The following is an 18034-nucleotide window of genomic DNA, read 5'->3' as shown; positions in this document are numbered from 1 at the left end:
GCTGAGAAGAGCCGGTATTGTTGGGGACGGCACGTGCCGGGTCAGGCGGAGGGCGCCTGGCCGGCATGGTAGATCACCTTGTCCTTGTCGCTTGCCAGCTCGTCAAAGGCGAAGTCGTCCACGGTGAGAAGCTCGAGCACTTCGGCCTCAAAGCCGCGCATGAACTGCGCGTCCTCGGCGCTGATCAGGCCTTTTTCTAGGCCGGCTTCCACCCGCTGCTCGGGGTGCAGCGCGGTCTCGGGCAGCTCGCCCTTGGCGTAGGCCTTGTTGAGCGTGCGGTAAAGCGCCTCGGCGCGGTCGTAGTCAGCCAGCAGGGCGTTGTAGGCTGCCAGCGGATTGGGCTGATCGCCGTCGTCCTGGTCCCAGGTGTTTTCCAGCAGGTGCGTGCGCAGCGCCGAGTGGGTCGACACGCGCTTGGCGATATCCCGCGCCAGGTCGTCCTGGGGCTTGCTGAAGCGCCGGCCGGCGGGCATGGCCAGAAGCTTCAGGGCCTTGCCCAGCGACCGGTTGGGCAGGTTATCGAAAAACTCCATGAACGCCTGCTCGGCGCGCTGGAGCAAAAAGCGGCAGCTGTAATGCAAAAGCGCCTCTTCGCCCTCGACCTTGCTCCCGGCTTCCCAGTGCTTGAGCACCATCGAGGCCAGATAGAGGTTGGAGAGCACGTCGCCCAGCCGCGCGGAGATCATTTCGCGCTTTTTCAGCGCCGAGCCCAGACTCGCCATGGCGGCGTCGGCGCAGAGGCCGAAACCGGCGGCAAGGCGTGAGATATCCTGAGCGTATTCACGGGCGGGGCCGGTGAAGGGGACGGCGGGCTTGCCAAGCCCGAGCCCCAGGGTGAACGCTCGGGCGGCGTTGCCGAACACCAGCCCGGCATGGCCGAAAAACGCGCTGTCGAAGGCGCGGGCGTCGCCGGCTTCCTTCGCCGCCAGCTCGTCGAGCACGTAAGGGTGGCAGCGGATGACCCCCTGACCGAAGATCATCAGGTTGCGAGTCATGATATTGGCGCCTTCCACGGTGATGGCCACCGGGTTGGCGCTATAGCCGATGCCCAGATAGTTGCGCGGCCCCAGGGTGACCGCCTTGCCGCCGTGAACGTCCATGGCGTCGCCGAGCAGCGCGCGCTGGAATTCGGTGAGCTGGCTTTTCAGGATCGCCGAGGGCACCGCGGGCTTTTCGCCGTGGTCGATAAGGTTGGCCGTCTGATACACCGCGGCCTTGGCGATGTAGGTCATGGAGGCCATGCGCGCCAGCGGCTCCTGGACTCCTTCCATTTCCGCTACCGGGACGTTGAACTGGCGGCGGATACGGGTAAAGCCGCCGCTCCAGCCCAGGGCGTAGCGCGCCGTGCCCGCTGCCCCCGAGGGCAGGGTGACGCAGCGGCCGATGGCCAGGCACTCCACCAGCATGCGCCAGCCTTCACCGATCATCGCCTCGCCGCCGATAATGGTGGAGAGCGGCACGAAGACGTCCCGGCCCTTGATCGGGCCGTTCAAGAACGGGCTGCCGATGGGCACGTGGCGCCGGCCGATTTCCATGCCCTCGGTTTCCCGAGGGATCAGCGCAAGCGTAATGCCGCGGTCTTCTTCGTCGCCCAAAAGGCCGTCCGGGTCGAACAGGCGGAAGGCGAGGCCAACGACGGTGGCGATGGGGGCGAGCGTAATCCAGCGCTTTTCGAAGTTCAGCCGCACGCCCAGCACGTCTTCGCCGTCAACGGTCTGCCGGCAGACGATGCCGGTGTCCGGCAGCGAGGTGGCGTCCGAGCCCGCCCGGGGACCGGTGAGGCCAAAGCAGGGGATTTCCCGGCCGTCGGCAAGCCTGGGCAGGTAATGGTTTTTCTGCGCTTCGGTGCCGTATTTCAGCAGCAGCTCGCCCGGCCCCAGGGAGTTGGGCACGCCCACGGTCACCATCAGGGTTTCGTTGACGGCGAGCTTTTGCAGCACCATGGACTGAGCCTTGGCGGAAAAGCCCAGCCCGCCGTAGGACTCGGGAATGATCATCCCGAAAAAGCCTTCCTTTTTCAGATAGTCCCAGAGTTCACGAGGCAGGTCGGCGCGCTCCCGGGTGATGTCCCAGGCGTTGCACATGCCGGCGGCTTTGCCGCATTGCACGTCGAGAAAGGCCTGCTCGGCCTCGGTCAGGCCGTTGTCGGCGTAGCCGAGCAGCGACTCCCACCGGGGGCGGCCGGTGAAAAGCTCGCCGTCCCAGGACAGGGTGCCGGATTCCAGCGCCGTGCGCTCGGTGTCGGATACCCTGGGCGCCACCTTTTGGAACAGGGCAAACAGCCGCGGCGTCAGCCACAGCCGGCGCAGCGCCGGCAGGCCGGCCACGGCAATGGCCGCCGCGACGATCAATAGCAGCACGCCGATCACCGGCGCGCCCAGACCAAGGCCCAGCAGGCCGGGGATGCCGGTGGCCAGCAGCGCCGCTCCGGCGCCGGCTTCGCGGCGCATCGCCACCAGCAGGCCGGCCACGGCCAGCACGATCAACAGCAGGGTGAGCATGGTTGTTCTCCTGACGGCGCCCGGGCAAGACGCCAGTCTCAATGGTTTCTATCGGGCTTGATGGCGGATTCAAACAGTCGTTTGGATGCCTGTTTGGATAGTGGCAGACTCTGCACCGCCGGCGCAACCCTCATCCTTGTCCGGCTATCCATCCGGGGCCCGTTCAATGTATCGCTGAAACCCTTGGCGCACAAAAAAGCGCTGCGGGCGAGCCGCAGCGCTTGTTCATCGTTGGCGGTGTCCCCGCCGGCGTTTGCCGCCGGTTCGGCGTCGCCTCGGGCAGGGGCGTCAAGCAGAGGGCGTCGCCCTGGCCTTTTCCGCTTCGTCGGCGGTGGACTGCCCCGCCACGTAGTAGGGCACTTCGCTGCGGGGCAGCGGCTCGCGGTCGCGAACCCGGTCGGCGATTTTTTCCGCCAGCATGATCGTCGGCGCGTTGAGATTGCCGGTGGGGATCACCGGGAACAGCGAGGCGTCCACCACGCGCAGGCCGTCAACGCCGTGCACCCGGCCCTGGCCGTCGGTTACCGCCAGCTCATCCTCGCCCATGCGGCAGGTGCCGCAGGGGTGGTAGGCGGTTTCGGCGTTATCGCGGATGAAGGCATCCAGCTCGGCGTCGCTCTGGGCTTCCGCCCCGGGCGCGACCTCCCGGCCGCGGTAGGCGTCGAACGCCGGCTGGCCGATGATCTCCCGGGTCAGGCGGATGCCGTCGCGAAACTCCTGCCAGTCCTTTTCCGTGGCCATGTAGTTGAACAGAATGCTGGGCGCGGCGCCGGGGTCTGTTGACGTCAGCTGCACCCGGCCGCGGCTTTCCGAGCGCATGGAGCCCACGTGGGCCTGGAAGCCGTGAGCCTGCACCGCGCTCTTGCCGTTGTAGCTGATGGCAATGGGCAGGAAATGATACTGCAGGTTGGGCCAGGCCTCGTCTTCGCTGGTGCGAATGAAGGCGCAGGCCTCGAACTGGTTGCTCGCGCCGATGCCGGTGCCGGCAAACAGCCACTGGGCGCCGATCTTGGGCTGGTTGTACCACTTGAGCGCCGGGTAGAGCGAAATAGGCTTTTTGCACTCGTACTGCAGATACATTTCCAGATGGTCCTGGAGGTTTTCGCCCACGCCGGGAAGGGCGTGTACCGGGGCTATGCCGAAGCGTCCGAGAAGCGCCGGATCGCCCACGCCCGAGCGCTGGAGAATCTGCGGCGAGGCGATGGCCCCGGCGCACAGCAGCACCTCGCGGCGGGCGCGCACCCGCTGCGGCTTGCCCTTGCGCGCGTAGCGCACGCCCACGGCGCGTTTGCCGTCAAACTCGATGACGTCGGTCAGCGCGTGGGTTTCCACGGTGAGGTTGTCGCGCTGTTTGGCGGTATCCAGATACCCCCGGGCGGTAGAGGCGCGCCGCCCCCGGGGCGTGACGAAGCGGTCCATGGGACCAAAGCCTTCCTGGCGGTAGCCGTTGACGTCGTCGGTCTCGGCGTAGCCGGCCTGTACGCCGGCGTCGATAAAGGTGCGGTAAAGCGGGTTGTTGCCCGGTTTGGGCGTGGCCACGTCGATGGGACCGTCGCCGCCGTGGTAGTCGTTGGCGCCGATATCCCGCCGCTCGGCCTTTTTGAAGTAGGGCAAACAGCTCAGGTAGTCCCAGTCTTCGAGCCCTTGGCGCTTGGCCCAGCCGTCGTAGTCCAGGGCGTTGCCGCGGATGTAGCACATGCCGTTGATCAGCGAGGAGCCGCCGAGCCCCTTGCCGCGCCCGCACTCCATGCGCCGGCCGCCCATGTGTGGCTCGGGATCGGTATGAAAGGCCCAGTTGTTGCGCGTGCCCTGCAGCGGGTAGGCAAGCGCGGCGGGCATCTGGGTGCGAAAGTCCAGCCGGTAGTCGGGGCCGCCGGCTTCAAGCAGCAGCACGGTGACGTCGCTGTCTTCGGTCAGCCGCGCGGCGAGCACGTTGCCCGCCGAGCCGGCGCCGATGATGACGTAGTCGAATTCGCGTGTTGGGGACATGGCAATCTCCTCAAGGCCTGTTAGAACGCCGACTCAAAGGGGCCCATCTCGACCTGGACCGACTTGGTCTGGGTATAGTGGCCCAGGGTCTCGAGGCCGTTTTCCCGGCCGATGCCGGAGCGCTTGTAGCCGCCCACGGGCATTTCGGCAGGGGAGTCGCCCCAGGTGTTGATCCAGCAGATGCCGGCTTCCAGCTGATGGATGACGCGGTGGGCGCGGTTGAGGCTCTCGCTGAACACCCCGGCGGCCAGGCCGTAGTCGGTGTCGTTGGCTCGACGAACGGCTTCGTCTTCGTCGTCAAAGGCGAGCAGCGACATCACCGGGCCGAAGATTTCCTCGCGCACGATGCGCATGTCGTCGCGGCAGTCGGTGAATATGGTGGGGGCAGCCCAGGCGCCGCGGGCAAAGGTCCCCCGGGTAAAGGCCGCGTCGTCGCCGGTCAGCACGCGGGCGCCTTCTTCCCGGCCCAGGGCGATGTAGGAAAGCACTTTCCGCTGATGCTCAAAGCTCACCAGCGGGCCGAAGTTGACGTCGGGATCCAGCGGGTCGCCGGCGCGGATGCGCGCCACGCGCTCAAGCAGCTTGTCTTCGAACGCGTCTTTCACCGAGCGCTCGACGAACACCCGAGTGCCGTTGGTGCACACCTGGCCGCTGGAGTAGAAGTTGGCCATCATCGCGGCGTCGGCGGCGCGCTCCAGGTCGGCGTCGGCAAATACCAGCAGGGGTGACTTGCCGCCAAGCTCCATGGTGACGTCCTTCAGCGTGGAGCCGCCGGCGGCGGCCATGACCTGGCGGCCGGTGCCGGCTTCGCCGGTGAAAGTGATCTTGGCGATGTGCGGGTGACCGGTAAGCATCCGGCCCACGCGGCCGTCGCCTTGCACCACGTTGAACACGCCGTCGGGCAGCCCGGCGGTGGTGAGAATCTCGGCCAGCTTCATGGCGGTCAGCGGGGTCACTTCGCTGGGCTTGAACACCACCGCGTTGCCCGCGGCCAGTGCCGGGGCGGCCTTCCAGCAGGCGATCTGCAGCGGATAGTTCCAGGCGCCGATGGCGCCGATCACGCCCAGCGGTTCGCGGCGGGTATAGATAAAGGAGCTTTCGCGCAGCGGAATCTGGCTGCCTTCCAGCGCGGGCGCCAGGCCGGCGTAATATTCCAGGGCATCGGCGCCGGTCTGAACGTCCACCTCGGTGGTTTCGCTCAGCGGCCTGCCGGTGTTGCGGGTTTCCAGCTCGGCCAGGGCGTCGTTTTGCTCGCGCAGCATGGCGGCGGCGCGGTTGAGCACTCGGCCGCGCTCCATGCCGGTCATGGCAGCCCAGGTTTTCTGGCCCTGAACGGCGCTGGCGACCGCTGTGTCCACGTCGTCCTCGCTTGCCTGGCCGACGCTTGCCAGCCGGCTGGCGTCGAAGGGGTTGGTCACGTCAAAGGTGTCGCCCGAGGTGGCGGCGACGGTGCGGCCGTTGATATAGAGCGGCTGAATATCATGAACCATAAGTCTCTCCTGTGGCGGCGGACGGGGAAGTCGCTGCGTCGCCGTGTTGGGCCAACAGCTGGTCAAGGCAGGCAAAGGCCAGGCGCCGAGCGCCTTCGGCGTCGAGCCCTTCGGGGGTGAGCGCGCCGCGCAGCCAGAGGCCGTCGATCATTGCCGCCAGGCCGCGAGCGGCGTCCCGCGCTTCGGCCCGGGGCATTACCCGGGAGAAATGAAAGCACAGGTTGGCGTACAGTCGGCGATCGTTGACGTTTTGCAGCCGCGCCAGATCGGGCTTGTGCATGCTGCTCGTCCAGAACGCCAGCCAGGTCTTGGCGGCAGGGCCGGTGACCTGGGTGCGGTCGAAGTTGCCCTCGATCACCGCGCCGAGGCAGGCCCGGGGGGAGCTGTCGTCAAGCTCGCGCCGGTGCTCGCCCACGGCGTTGCCCAGATCGGTGAGGATCTGGCGCATGGTGGCTTCCAGAAGGCCGTCCTTGCCGCCGAAATAGTGGCTGATGATGCCCGCGGATACCCCCGCTCGGCGGGCGATGCGCAGGATGGTGGCGTCGGCGAGCCCCACTTCGTCAATGGCGCTCATGGTGGCGCTGATCAGCTGCCGGCGGCGTAGCGGCTCGATACCTACCTTGGGCACGGCGTTCTCTCCCGAAACTGGTTGAACAGGACACGCTAAAACGGCCGATTATGCCATCGCCGAGCGGCGCTGGGGCGCCATGGCCTGGTGCCTTGCCCTTGAAACCCGCCTGAAGGCGTGATTACCTGTGCAGCGTGACATTTTTTTATTGAACGTTCAATCAATAATGTATCCGGAGGAATACCATGAGCTTCTCTGCCCCCTCATCCTTGCGCTGGGTCGCCGCCCTGACGCTCGCCGCCGGCGTGCCGACAACGGCGCTGGCTCAGCAGTGCGACACCGTGCGCTTTGCCGAAGTCGGCTGGACCGACATTACCGCCACCACCGCGCTTACCACCGAAGTGCTGGAAGGGCTGGGCTATGACACCCGGGTGGATACCGTGTCCGTGCCGATTGCCTACTCGGGCATGAAGAACAACGACTTCGACGTGTTTTTGGGCAACTGGATGCCGACCATGGCCACCATCAGCGACCGCTACGTCGACGGCGGCAGCGTCGAGCGGCTGGAGGCCAACCTTGAAGGCGCCAAGTACACCCTGGCCGTGCCCCAGTACGTGCATGACGCCGGCGTGACGTCGGTAACCGACCTGGCCGACCATTCGGACAAGTTCGACTCCCGCATCCACGGCATCGAGGCCGGCAACGACGGCAACCAGATGATCCAGGACATGATCGACGATGGCGCCTACGGCCTGGACGGCTGGCAGCTGGTGGACTCCAGCGAAGCGGGCATGCTTTCCGAGCTCAAGGCGCGCACGCCCAAGGAAAAGTGGATGGTGTTTCTGGGCTGGGAGCCGCACCCGATGAACTCCAACTTCGACATGGCCTACCTGTCCGGCGCCGATGACTATTTCGGCCCTGACTTCGGCGGCGCCACGGTGTACACCAACGCTCGCGCCGGCTACGTGGACGAGTGTCCCAACGTTGGTACGCTGCTGGATAACCTTGAGTTCACCCTGGAAATGGAAAACCGGCTGATGGCCAGCATCATGGACGAGGGCGAAAATCCCCGGGACGCTGCCCATGCCTACCTGAAGGCCAACGACGAGGTGCTCGACGACTGGCTTGACGGCGTGACCACCGTGGACGGCGAACCGGGCGCGCCTGCCGTACGCGCCGCGCTGGACTTGCCCGGCGAATAAGCCACCGGCGGCAAAGGCAGGAAAAAAGGCTTGCCTTTGCCGTTATCTGCGGGCATAATGCTGCCCCGCTGATGGCGAAAAGGCTACGTAGCTCAGTTGGTTAGAGCACATCACTCATAATGATGGGGTCCCCTGTTCGAATCAGGGCGTAGCCACCACGGCGAACAAGCGCAGGCGCCAGCCTGCGGCGATGGTGGCCCCTCAGGTCCTCCCGCAACGCCAAACTGCAAACCCCGCCAGGCCCGGAAGGGAGCAACGGTAGTGGTGGACGCGTGTGCCGGGATGCGGCTTTTGGGGCCGCCTCCAACTTGTTGTTTTTAAAGGGTTTTTCCTTCGGCTGACCTCCCAGTGGGACAAATTGGGGGGACAAACTCGTGGGAAATTCTTCTAAAACGCCTGCCTACCTTATCCGCTCGCGCCATGGCATCTGGTACTTTCGCATCGTCGTACCTACCTATGCTCAGCAGCGTATCGGCAAGAAGGTCATCAAGCGATCCTTGCGGACACGCTCAAAGCGTGAAGCTATCCTGAAGGCCTCCAGCTTGCTGATAGAAGCGTCCGAACTGATCGGTCGTGCTCTCCCTGATGCCCAGCTCAACGGCTCTAGCCCCCTCGCGAGCCTGCCCGAGAGCCATCTGGCATCGTCCCAGAATATCGTTATTCCTCATGCTCCAGCGAAACGCCTTTCCGAGGTTCTAGAAGGTTACAGGCAGCAACAAAGGCTCGAAGGTGTCTCATTGAAGACGCTGGATGATAAACAAGCCGTCGTTGACCTACTCATTCGTATCGTTGGTGACCTTCCTATCACTGACTACACCATTGAGACTGTCAAGCAGTTCAGAGATACGGTTCTGCAGCTCCCTCCGCTTGCAACGCGAACACTGACACAAAAGCCCCACCTGACGCTTGATATGCTTATCGAGACGGCTGACAAGACGATCTCGATAACGACTTATAACAATTATGTTAAGAACCTTGTGACCGTCTTCGAGCATGCTGTCGCCATGGAGTTGATCACCAGAAATCCATTTTCAGGGATGAAGATCAAGCTCAAGCGTAAAGTGAATAGTTATCGAGATGAGTTCACTGAAGAGGAAATTGGAAGAATTTTCTTTGAAGTCAAACAGCAAGAGGGGTGGAAGTATTGGATTCCTCACCTTGGCTACTATGGTGCATTTCGCCTCAATGAGATATGCCAGCTTTACAAAGAAGATGTGAAGATCATTGATGGCATTGCCTGTATTCATGTCCGAGAGAGAAAACCAGACCAGAGACTAAAGAATCATTCAGCTGAACGCGTGATACCGATTCATCACGACCTTTTAAAGATGGGGTTTGTCGAGTATGTATCTTCTTTGCCGGATCAGTCCCGTGTTTTTAATCTGAGGTGGAGCGAAAAGCATGGGTACTCTGCGACTCCCTCTAAGTGGTTTGGTCGTCTGCGGGATAAGCTTGGTATAGAACAAAGAGGAAGGGGTAAGAAGGATTTTCATAGTTTTCGTCATACGATAGCTAATGAACTGAAGCAAAAAGGAGTTTCAGAGAATCAAATTGGTGGGGTGTTAGGGCATACCACTGGCGGAATTACAAATACGCGATATGGAAAAGAATACGAGCCTGATGTTCTAAAGTCGGCGATAGGGTTGATAAGAAGTATTGATTGATATTCCAGTCACTGTTTTTTAGGGTGATGAGGTGTGAGTGAGTATTTGCTTTTGTTGTATGCTGATGTGTAATGAATGGTCTGGTAATAATTTTATAATTTTTAGCGGGATGGGAGTGTTGTCGTCGGCATAGTAGAAAAATTCTGATGTGGAATTTTTTTGTTTTTGTATGAGTCGAGTGTTGAAGGCGCAGGGCTAGCATGGTTTTAAAGAATTTTTGTTAACCCGGTTGACAGTATTGGGATTTTGGTTAGTCTGGTTGTATTCGCGTTAAACGTGACGTTGGCGCTCATCACGCGTTGTGTAATTTTCGATATTCGTGATCGCAGTCTCTTTTATGGAGACGGTTGGTTCAAGGGTGCACGCTGCTATTTCGCAAGTGAGTGAATGGCGTTTACATTTTATCTTCATATATATTCTGCATCCTTTTTGCACTTTATTAAGTCAATCGGGAGAAAGGTTCTTTATGGTATGTGATGGAATACACACTAGCTGATGGAGATTTCATATCATAGGCCTCATATATATTGCCCACTGATCTTGCGCTGGGGGTTAGAAGTGCGTGTGTAAGAGACAATGTTAAGTGGCTCTCAATAATCGGTATGGTGAATATTTGATGAATTGATGGCTCATGTCATGCGATCTCTTTTTTGGGGCGTTGGTTACACGGTTTCTTTTAATGAAATGTAGTTGAGAAAGGTGCCGAAATGCGCTGTGCGTATGAGGCACTTGCGAATCACTTCGTGATTCGCTCCATTATCGTCGTTGTGATTCCTCATAAAATAATGACTTCCTTCGGGATAAGAGCGGAAATACACAGACCTTCCGTATTTCCTCCGTACATCTTAGTTGTTGTCCATCTGGATGAATGTCTTGGAGTTCAACTGAGATATTGAGAAATAAGTGCCGAAATGCGCTTTGCGTATGAGGCACCTGCGAATCACGAAGTGATGAGCTCCATTATCGTCGTTGTGCTTCCTCATACAACGATGACTCCCTTCGGGAGAAGAACGGAAATGCACAGCCCTTCCGTTCTTTCTTTCTTTAAATCACTTATGAGGCATACGTCTTTTGTTAATTGGTAGCCAGTTGTTTGGTGTATGTCTGCCTGTGATATGCGAATTTATATGTGGGTTTTGCTACGTGTCTCTGTCGTTACCGAGAACTCTCATAATATCTATCTCTTTAAGAGAAATATGAGGGTTATAGTGGCGCGTGGGGATGAGGGTTACGATATCGGATTTTGATGTATAAGGTGACGTTGATGTTTTTTCATAATTTAATAAAAAGAGGTAAAGATGAAAGTGTACTATGATAGTTCCTTGACTGGTTCAGGAAAGACCCATTCAGCTATTGATTACTATGTTAAGAGTGAAAGAAAGGTTTTGGCGGTGGTGCCGTCTATAGATCTAGCAAGGGAATACGAAAAGAAGGCATATGAGTTGGCTAAGGATAAATGTAATTCTTTTTTCTGTAAGGTGATTACCTCAGAAGATAAAAAAACAGGAAAGGGTAAAGGTAAGCCAGTAAAGCAGATGGTGCAAGACGCGATTGATGGTGCGAATAAAAAAGAAGTTCCTGTTTTTTTGGTTATAACGCATATAACATTTAAAGGTTTGATGCTAGATGGTATGAGAGGAATTGATGGTTGGTGTCTTCTAATAGATGAATGTATCGATCTTTTTTCTACTGCATCAATGTCCTTAACAAAGCTATCAGCAACAAATTTCCACGATAAATTTTATTGGAAAAAGAGCTGCTTTAGTGGGTTGATGACTGTTGGTGTGAAGGAAGAATATAAAAATGTATTAATAAGCCTGCTAAATGGAGAGGTTAAAGACGATGGCTGGTGGGGGAGGGAGGACGCACTACAGTTCCTTGAATATGTACTTTCATCGTCCTTCAGTACTTATCTTGTAGAAGATGATTTTTTCGCATTACAAAGGGTAATGAAGGGGCATGACGAAGGCGTTAAGTTATACTTCCTTTCTGCAGTAGACAAGGCCTCTTTGAGTCAGTTTTCCTCGATCTCGATACTATCAGCCATGTTCGAAAAAACAGTGCTTTGTGAAGTATTGAGAAGTACAGGTATGCAATGTAAATTTTATAATTTTTCTGGCAGTTCGTCGTCTTCGCATGATAACGGTGATCGGCTGAAGATACATTATTTTATTGACAAAAATAATAGCATTAGCTTCATGAACAAAGGAGGCGAGAAAGGTGATGATAATGAGAGCAAGGTGGTTAGAACAGCTCTTTCTATTATTGGAGATGAAGATTTTATTTTTAATGCGAATGTGGACTCGCGGAAAAAGAAAGCGTATAAAACCTGACGAATCCCCACGAATATGTTGCTACTCGCCGCATAGGCTCTGCTCCCTGACTTCCTCGCGAAGTCGTGCTCGGAGGGTTGTCCAAGCAGGCCAAGGCACGGCGTCGGGTTGATGACGACGAAGACATTCCAAGCCCAGGCGCCACACGGAAAGCACGCTCCGGTGCCGGATACTGTTGCTCTGATAGCGCCGCTGTTGCCCCCGGGCTCGGACATCCAGGCCGGCCACCATCATGGCCACGTTCGCCAACATGGCGATCAGCAGCAGGACCTCGATGCGCTTGCCCTGGCGAGACTGATGCATGCCGAAGCCCAGCCCGAACAAGGGACTTTTGACATCGCGGAACCCTTCCTCAATCTGCATGCGCTGTCGGTAGATCGTTACCACTTTATTCGCCAGCGTTGAGCGGTCCGGCAGATTGCTGACCAGCACCCAGGGCTCCTGCTGACGCCGGGCGATCGTCCGGCTGCCGCCGTCCCGAGAGATCCGGCCTTGTTTATTGCGATGCTTACGTCCCCGTGGCGGTCGATAATAGAGCACCATCTGAGCGCGGAACGGATGGTTTTCGGCGATCCGGACGGAGCCCCACGCCTGCGGTTCCGATGTCGCGTGTTGAAACAGGGTCTTCACGGGTTGCCATGCTTCGCCTGACGCCTGGTAACGGGCGGGCTGACGGACCCGTCCAACGATATACCAGCCGCGCGCTTCAACGGCCCGAAACCACGGGTTACGAAAGCCGGCATCGGTCACCAGGATCGGCGTGGCCTTGTCGGGCAGGATCCTTGCCAGCGCATCCAGCAGATAGGCTTCACAGTATGGGCATCCTTCCTTGTGATGAACCTTCTCGAAGATGGGCAGCGATCGCCCGGCGAAGGGCACCGCCGCACGCAGCAGGAAATGCCTGCCGCGGTCATCAATCGGCGACCAGTCCACCAGAATCAGTGGGCGCGTTGTATGGCCGATCAGCAGCGAGGCCATGAGCCAATAGAACAGCGGTCGTTCCTGATGAAGGTGAGGGTTGCCTAATAGTCGATCGACTCGTTTGATGGCGTGCTTGGCATCCGTCGAGCTCGGCAACGCACGGCCAATGGCCGTTAATCCCAGACGTCGCTCGCCCAGCAGAGCGCCAACGGTATCGAGGACGGTCTGTAGCCGCTTGGCATGGATCACGGAGAGTGAAGACGTCAGCAAGTTATGCAAGAATCGAGGGGCCTGCATGGGTCTCCTTCGCATGTTGTTGTGTGTCGTAACTCACAACATGCATGACTCATGCAGGCTTTTTCAATCCTATCATGCTGATTTTATTACCCATTTCATGGGGATTCCTCAGGTATAAAACTCTCCTTGAAAAAGATGGTCAGGGTATAGGTCAGAAGGTAGAATTAGTTACCGCTGTGGCCGGAGTTAATTTATATAGTGCATATTGCAATGCTCTATATATGACCTCTAGAAATATAGACCCCAAAGAAAAAACCATACTGGCCCGCTTTGGAATAAGTGAAGAATTTGCTAATGAGGATAGGAACCTCCTTGCAGCATACCAGTTTGTTTCTCGCACTAGTATTCGTGATAAGTCATCTGATAGTCATGTTAACTTTTATGTTGTCGACAAGCGGACCGGTAGTTTTCAACCTAGTTGTCCATATGGCTGCCACTAAGCAGCCTCTTTATTGCCCTCTATTTCCTGCGGCCTGCCTGGGTTGAGCGATACCGATCCAGTGGCTTCCCAGCACCGGATATCGCCTGACCAGCGCCCGGGATTCTGACGCTTGGCACGTTCATAGACTGCTCTTCGATCGAGCAGACGTTGCTTATCTTTACCTTGATGCCGGTCGGCCGGCGTCACGAAGTTGATACCGCTATGAAGGTGTCGCTCGTTATAGGCATGCTCGAACGTCAGCATCCATTGACGCACCGCACCCAGCGAGGTGAAGCCCTTTGTTGGCCATGCCGGGCAGTACTTGACCGTACGGAACAACGCCTCCGAGTAAGGGTTGTCGTTGCTGACCCGAGGACGGCTATGCGACATCAACATGCCCAGTTCTGCCAGCCGGGCGCGCAGGGTGTACGAGGTCATGGGCGCGCCGTTATCCGAGTGCAGTATCGGCGGCGTGTGCCAGCAGCGCTCACGCAACAGGGCACGCTCCATCAACCGCTTCGCCAGCTCACCGGACTCGTTGTCATGCACTTCCCAGGCGATTATCTTGCGGCTATACACGTCCAGGATCAGATACAGGTACCAGTGCTCGCCACGAACCGCAGAGGGACAGTAACTGATGTCCCAGCTCCAGACCTGGTTTGGCTCCGACGCGGTAAAACTGGTCGGCTGGGTCACCTGACGGACCGGTGCCATCCGGCCACGGTGATTCAGCTGCCGATGCTTTTTCAGTACCCGATAAAATGACGACTCCGAGGCGAGATAGCGGCCCTGGTCGGCCAGGCGCGGGACGATCTGTGACGGCGGCAAGCTTTGATATTCGGGTTCGCTGCATAGCGTCAACATGACCGTTTCCTCCGCCTGGGTGAGCTGATGAGGCTGTGTCACTCGCTCCGCTTGTGGGCGCCGGTCTGGTGCCACCTGGCCGCTGGCATACCGCCAGCGTTTCAACGTGCGCTGACTGAGCCCCATCAGCTCTGCCGCCTTGTAGCGGGCGGCACCACTGGCGACCGCTTCGTCAAAGTCCTTCAACAGCCTTGTACGTTCGTTCAGCGACGTCAGTCGTCCTCGTTGTCCGGGGCTTCCCCGTACAAGGCCTCGAGCTTTTTTGAGAGCACCAGTAACGACGTTGTCTCTGCCAGAACGTGCTCTTTTTTCTGGAGCTCCGACTGTAGGGTCTTGATCGTCTGACGATCTTTTTTACGCTGCTGCCGAGCCGCCTTTTCCTGCGCCTCCTGCTGGCCCGCCCCTTGAAGGCACGCCTCCTTCCAGCGCTGCACTTGCTCGGGATACAGCCCTTTTTCGCGGCAATAGGCGCCCAGCTCGGTCGCTGACAGAGGGGCGGTTTCGATCACGACGGCCAGCTTGGCGTCAGCTGTCCATTCATCCCCGGTTTTACGCTTGCCTGGCACAGGCACTCCTTGTTGTCGGCATGCTTTCAGCCAACCATACAGGGTTGCGTTCGCGATGCCTTCCTCGGTGGCAACCGACGCCACACTGCGGCTTTCTGGCGGTAACAATTTTTTGAGTACCGCGGCCTTACGCTCTTCGGAATAACGTGGCATAAACCATCCTGTGCCGCCCATTCTGATATTGGTTCAGGCGAAATCGCCAACTGGACAACTAGGCTGACAGAGGGGGGGACCGCAGAGTTTTTAAATGTTCTCTGGCCAGATTCTGAAATTATAAAACATGATGTAGTAGGATTGACTGAAGGCCGTAAAAATACTAAGAGCTTGCCTCCTAATGGTAGTAAGGAATATAGATTTTTACGTGATGTTATAAATGGTTACGAGAAGAAGGGTAGACGTGATTTTCAGGACCATGTTCCCGGTAAGTTTGTAGGTATTTGTCACAAATACAATGCTGATGTGAATCGGGAATTATATAGTTATATGAAAAGCAAGGCTAAGGCGTGTAAGAAGTGCGGAACGCTTTACTGCGTGGGGTGTTAGTGTGAGTCTCTTAGATGGTTCTGGTATGTTTTTTAAGCAATGGGTTGAGTTGCATAACCTTTAACAATGTCAATACTTGTTTTGTGGATGCGCGGTGGTTACATGCTGCTCCACAGCTTTTTATTTTGTTGCTTCATGCCTCTTTATTCATCGATTCTTTCACACTTGAACCACTTCAGATGTCTCTCTTGATATCGCCGAACCACATCGCCTCATGTTATAATGATAAATCACTGACAGAGAGGTGGTTCATGGCTGATATGGGAGAGACGTTCTTTCGTTACATCACTATCCTACAACTCATTCCTCCGTACCCCCGTTCGATTTCTACTACAGAGCTCATGGGTCACTTGGCCCAACGAGGCATCAATATAGGATCACGTTCATTGCAACGCGATTTGAATGATCGCCTCTCACGCTATTTCCCGTTGTTTTGTGACACCACCACCAAGCCTTATCGCTGGTCGATGGATCACCATTACGCGACGGGTATTCCGGCCATCAATCAACATTCCTCTAAAGGACATGAGACGGCACTGCCTTCCATGTCAACGTCGGTTGTGACGTAACAGCGCTTTTCTCTCCCCTTCGTGATATCCGTCACTTGGCGTCGTGCCAAGAAGTCACACTGGTGTCATCACTGCGACACGGGATAGCGCCATGACTCACGCAATGACCTCTCAGCATGATCATCTGCATGATACAAAGCTCGTTGTTGAGAACGATCGGCTAGGAGGTGCGGTGTTGTCAGAAGCACTCGTGACACACGGCACCATTATCAATAACTCGCTTCGTCATCTCGATATCAGGGACTGTCATCACTTGATGGCATTGGACCTACAGGCCTGCCAACCGGGTATGCATATCACCATCATCGGGTGTGATCGCTTGGCGTGGTTACGTGTGCCTTCAGAGGGGCATGGCGCCGTCGTGCATCTGGATAGCGGTCCATATCCGCCCTCATTGGTCATCGAGGGAGCGGTGGATGAACTGGATGCGTGCTGGCATCAGGGACACTTCGCGGCGCGTGGTCAGGGACGTCCGTGGCAAGGAGCTGTCGTTCGACATGCCAGTGCGTTGTCCGATTTGCATGATGCCCACCCACTGGCCGAGTGTTGGATTGCCTTACAGCCCACGGACGAGGAAGTGATTCTTGACGCCCCTCAGCTTCGCCAGCTATTGCTGCAAAATGCCGATCAACTGCACACCCTGCAGCTGACATCCATGGGGACGGACACCCCGGAAATCGAAACACAGGGCCTGACACGGCTATCGACGCTCACTGTCGAGGCCCCCGAGGGCCGATGCCGGATTCGGCATAGTCCCCAACTACATCAGCTATCAGGCCGCATGGGACTGACTCATCTCGCGTCATGTGGAGCACAGGCCACCTCGCTCGACGTATCCGCGATATGTGGTCAGCTGGTGTTACGGCATTGCGAACTGGAGCGACTTCACGTGGCTCACCCCACGGACCTGCACTTGGCGCATTGTGGTAGCGCCATGACGTCGGTCTCTCTGGCGCCTACCACCACGATCACCTGCAAGGGTAGTGTCCCGCCCTCACTGGCGGATGTCGCCCAGATCAGCGTCGATGAATCGCTGGTGGCGGGATGGGTGCATGCCTTTGCCACATCGCCCCAACGCAGTCTCGATCAGTTGGCTCTGCTGCTGCCTTCCATGTCATCGCCTCGCGAAGCGGTAAAGGCGCTAGAGCTGTTGGCGCAGTTGGCCGAGCAAGGGGCCAACCCCGAACTTTTGTGGTCCATGCGGCTTGCGCTCTCGGCTCGGCATCTGTCCCCCCACGGGAAACGACATCACGCGACACGTCTTCAGGCTCGGATGGCGTCGGCTCGTGGTCGCTGGCAATGGACGTTACCGCCGGACCTCGGTGGTGAGGGATGGTGGGCAGACTACGTGCTCTGGGCCTACTGCGCGACATGGTGCGATGAGGCGTACCGCTTTCGCCGCGCCATGCTGAACGCCTGCCAGCAAGACCCGAACTCACTGGCCATGCAGACCGTGATGAATGCCATGGTACGTCACGGCCATCATCCTCGGCCCCATGAAATCGACATGTGGAGCGAGCTGTTGGACGTCATGACATCGGCTGAGCCCCAACAAGCGCCCCCATGGCTGCATGATGCGAAAGCCCGCGTCATCCACTATGGGCACAATCCTGCCTTGGATACGCGATGGCTATCGGCCTGTGAGGCGACGTTGCCGTTGGGTGCCTATCTGGACGTCCTGAGCCGAGTCGGTGTGGAAACAGCCGAGGTTCGGGCACGACTGCTTCGCATCGCATGCAAGCCGGTCGAGTGGAGGGAGCAACGTTCTTGCACTTCTGCGGAAGCGGATCAGCATCGCGCACGGGCCATGTCGCTGGCGTTATCCACGCCACCACAACGGCCCCGGTGAGAGACAGCCATGAGCGACGAGCCCACTGGATGCGTCCAAGGGACCGATCTCACCATGCCAGTGCATCGATTTCACACGAGTGCTTACTCGCTGACGCAGCTCGATATCGGTAGCCCGCTGAGCGAGCCTTTCCCGGCAATGATCGATGGGTCAGCCGGAAGCACTCGCACTTTTACCGATCAGCGCCGACTGCCGAGAGCGTACGTCAGCTGGTGTCGCGAGCCGGGCATAACATGGACGTCCCCAATGTAGGAGAC

General features: G+C 57.9%; 12 protein-coding genes, 1 tRNA gene and 1 other RNA gene. 8 read left to right on the top strand and 6 right to left on the bottom strand.

Annotated features, from left to right (window positions below):
• Window positions 1–41: 41 nt before the first annotated feature.
• The 4 genes from P1P91_RS09370 to betI form a co-directional block, all read right to left on the bottom strand.
• The gene (locus tag P1P91_RS09370; RefSeq protein WP_311882187.1) at window positions 42–2501 is read right to left on the bottom strand and encodes an acyl-CoA dehydrogenase; all 2460 of its coding nucleotides are present in this window, start codon (window positions 2499–2501) and stop codon (window positions 42–44) included.
• Between the two features lie 288 nt (window positions 2502–2789).
• Entirely contained in the window at window positions 2790–4490 is a 1701-nt protein-coding gene (betA, locus tag P1P91_RS09365; protein WP_311882185.1) for a choline dehydrogenase, read from the bottom strand.
• Between the two features lie 20 nt (window positions 4491–4510).
• Window positions 4511–5980: a betaine-aldehyde dehydrogenase gene (gene betB, locus P1P91_RS09360; protein WP_311882182.1), complete on the bottom strand. Its 1470-nt coding sequence runs from the start codon at window positions 5978–5980 to the stop codon at window positions 4511–4513.
• A complete protein-coding gene (gene betI / locus P1P91_RS09355) occupies window positions 5970–6608 on the bottom strand; it encodes a transcriptional regulator BetI (protein WP_311882179.1) in 639 nt (212 codons plus the stop codon). The genes betB and betI overlap by 11 nt, the downstream gene beginning before the upstream one ends.
• Before the next feature lie 185 nt (window positions 6609–6793).
• On the opposite strand from betI, the gene P1P91_RS09350 reads away from it, so the two are divergent.
• From P1P91_RS09350 to P1P91_RS09330, 5 genes are all read left to right on the top strand, one after another.
• Window positions 6794–7750 carry a choline ABC transporter substrate-binding protein gene (locus P1P91_RS09350; protein ID WP_311882178.1) on the top strand — a complete coding sequence of 319 codons (957 nt, stop codon included), beginning with the start codon at window positions 6794–6796 and terminating at the stop codon, window positions 7748–7750.
• 81 nt (window positions 7751–7831) lie between these two features.
• Window positions 7832–7908 (top strand) — tRNA-Met (locus P1P91_RS09345).
• A 42-nt stretch (window positions 7909–7950) separates the two neighbouring features.
• Window positions 7951–8047: signal recognition particle sRNA small type (gene ffs, locus P1P91_RS09340), an RNA gene on the top strand.
• 77 nt (window positions 8048–8124) lie between these two features.
• A complete protein-coding gene (locus P1P91_RS09335) occupies window positions 8125–9414 on the top strand; it encodes a site-specific integrase (protein ID WP_311882177.1) in 1290 nt (429 codons plus the stop codon).
• A gap of 1298 nt (window positions 9415–10712) precedes the next feature.
• Window positions 10713–11747: a hypothetical protein gene (locus tag P1P91_RS09330; RefSeq protein WP_311882176.1), complete on the top strand. Its 1035-nt coding sequence runs from the start codon at window positions 10713–10715 to the stop codon at window positions 11745–11747.
• Window positions 11748–11768: 21 nt separating this feature from the next.
• Here P1P91_RS09330 and P1P91_RS09325 read toward each other — a convergent pair whose 3' ends face one another.
• Window positions 11769–12965 carry an IS4 family transposase gene (locus P1P91_RS09325; RefSeq protein WP_311882096.1) on the bottom strand — a complete coding sequence of 399 codons (1197 nt, stop codon included), beginning with the start codon at window positions 12963–12965 and terminating at the stop codon, window positions 11769–11771.
• Between the two features lie 44 nt (window positions 12966–13009).
• Between P1P91_RS09325 and P1P91_RS09320 the strand changes: the two genes are divergently transcribed.
• The gene (locus P1P91_RS09320; protein WP_311882174.1) at window positions 13010–13405 is read left to right on the top strand and encodes a hypothetical protein; all 396 of its coding nucleotides are present in this window, start codon (window positions 13010–13012) and stop codon (window positions 13403–13405) included.
• Here the strand turns inward: P1P91_RS09320 and P1P91_RS09315 are convergent.
• Window positions 13402–14969, bottom strand: a protein-coding gene (locus P1P91_RS09315; RefSeq protein WP_407650527.1) for an IS3 family transposase whose coding sequence is annotated in 2 segments (ribosomal slippage) — window positions 13402–14516 and window positions 14516–14969 — 1569 coding nt in all. Because the reading frame shifts where the segments join, the coding sequence is not laid out codon by codon here. The two genes, P1P91_RS09320 and P1P91_RS09315, sit on opposite strands and share 4 nt — an antisense overlap.
• Window positions 14970–15610: 641 nt before the next feature.
• Here P1P91_RS09315 and P1P91_RS09310 point away from each other — a divergent pair.
• A complete protein-coding gene (locus P1P91_RS09310) occupies window positions 15611–15928 on the top strand; it encodes a hypothetical protein (protein WP_311882170.1) in 318 nt (105 codons plus the stop codon).
• A gap of 91 nt (window positions 15929–16019) precedes the next feature.
• On the top strand, window positions 16020–17777 hold the full coding sequence (locus P1P91_RS09305; protein WP_311882169.1) for a hypothetical protein: 1758 nt from the start codon (window positions 16020–16022) through the stop codon (window positions 17775–17777).
• The last annotated feature ends 257 nt before the right edge of the window (window positions 17778–18034 follow it).

Origin of the sequence: Halomonas piscis (genome assembly GCF_031886125.1) — a bacterium.
GTDB lineage: Bacteria > Pseudomonadota > Gammaproteobacteria > Pseudomonadales > Halomonadaceae > Vreelandella > Vreelandella piscis.
Note: the sequence above shows the minus strand (reverse complement) of the source record. Positions and strands in the feature narration are given on the sequence as shown.

Coding starts and splice junctions, on each gene's coding strand:
- betB (WP_311882182.1), bottom strand. CDS start 5,980: ATGGTTCATGATATTCAGCCGCTCTATATCAACGGCCGCACCGTCGCC.
- betA (WP_311882185.1), bottom strand. CDS start 4,490: ATGTCCCCAACACGCGAATTCGACTACGTCATCATCGGCGCCGGCTCG.
- P1P91_RS09305 (WP_311882169.1), top strand. CDS start 16,020: ATGACTCACGCAATGACCTCTCAGCATGATCATCTGCATGATACAAAG.
- P1P91_RS09310 (WP_311882170.1), top strand. CDS start 15,611: ATGGCTGATATGGGAGAGACGTTCTTTCGTTACATCACTATCCTACAA.
- P1P91_RS09370 (WP_311882187.1), bottom strand. CDS start 2,501: ATGCTCACCCTGCTGTTGATCGTGCTGGCCGTGGCCGGCCTGCTGGTG.
- P1P91_RS09325 (WP_311882096.1), bottom strand. CDS start 12,965: ATGCAGGCCCCTCGATTCTTGCATAACTTGCTGACGTCTTCACTCTCC.
- P1P91_RS09320 (WP_311882174.1), top strand. CDS start 13,010: ATGACTCATGCAGGCTTTTTCAATCCTATCATGCTGATTTTATTACCC.
- P1P91_RS09330 (WP_311882176.1), top strand. CDS start 10,713: ATGAAAGTGTACTATGATAGTTCCTTGACTGGTTCAGGAAAGACCCAT.
- P1P91_RS09350 (WP_311882178.1), top strand. CDS start 6,794: ATGAGCTTCTCTGCCCCCTCATCCTTGCGCTGGGTCGCCGCCCTGACG.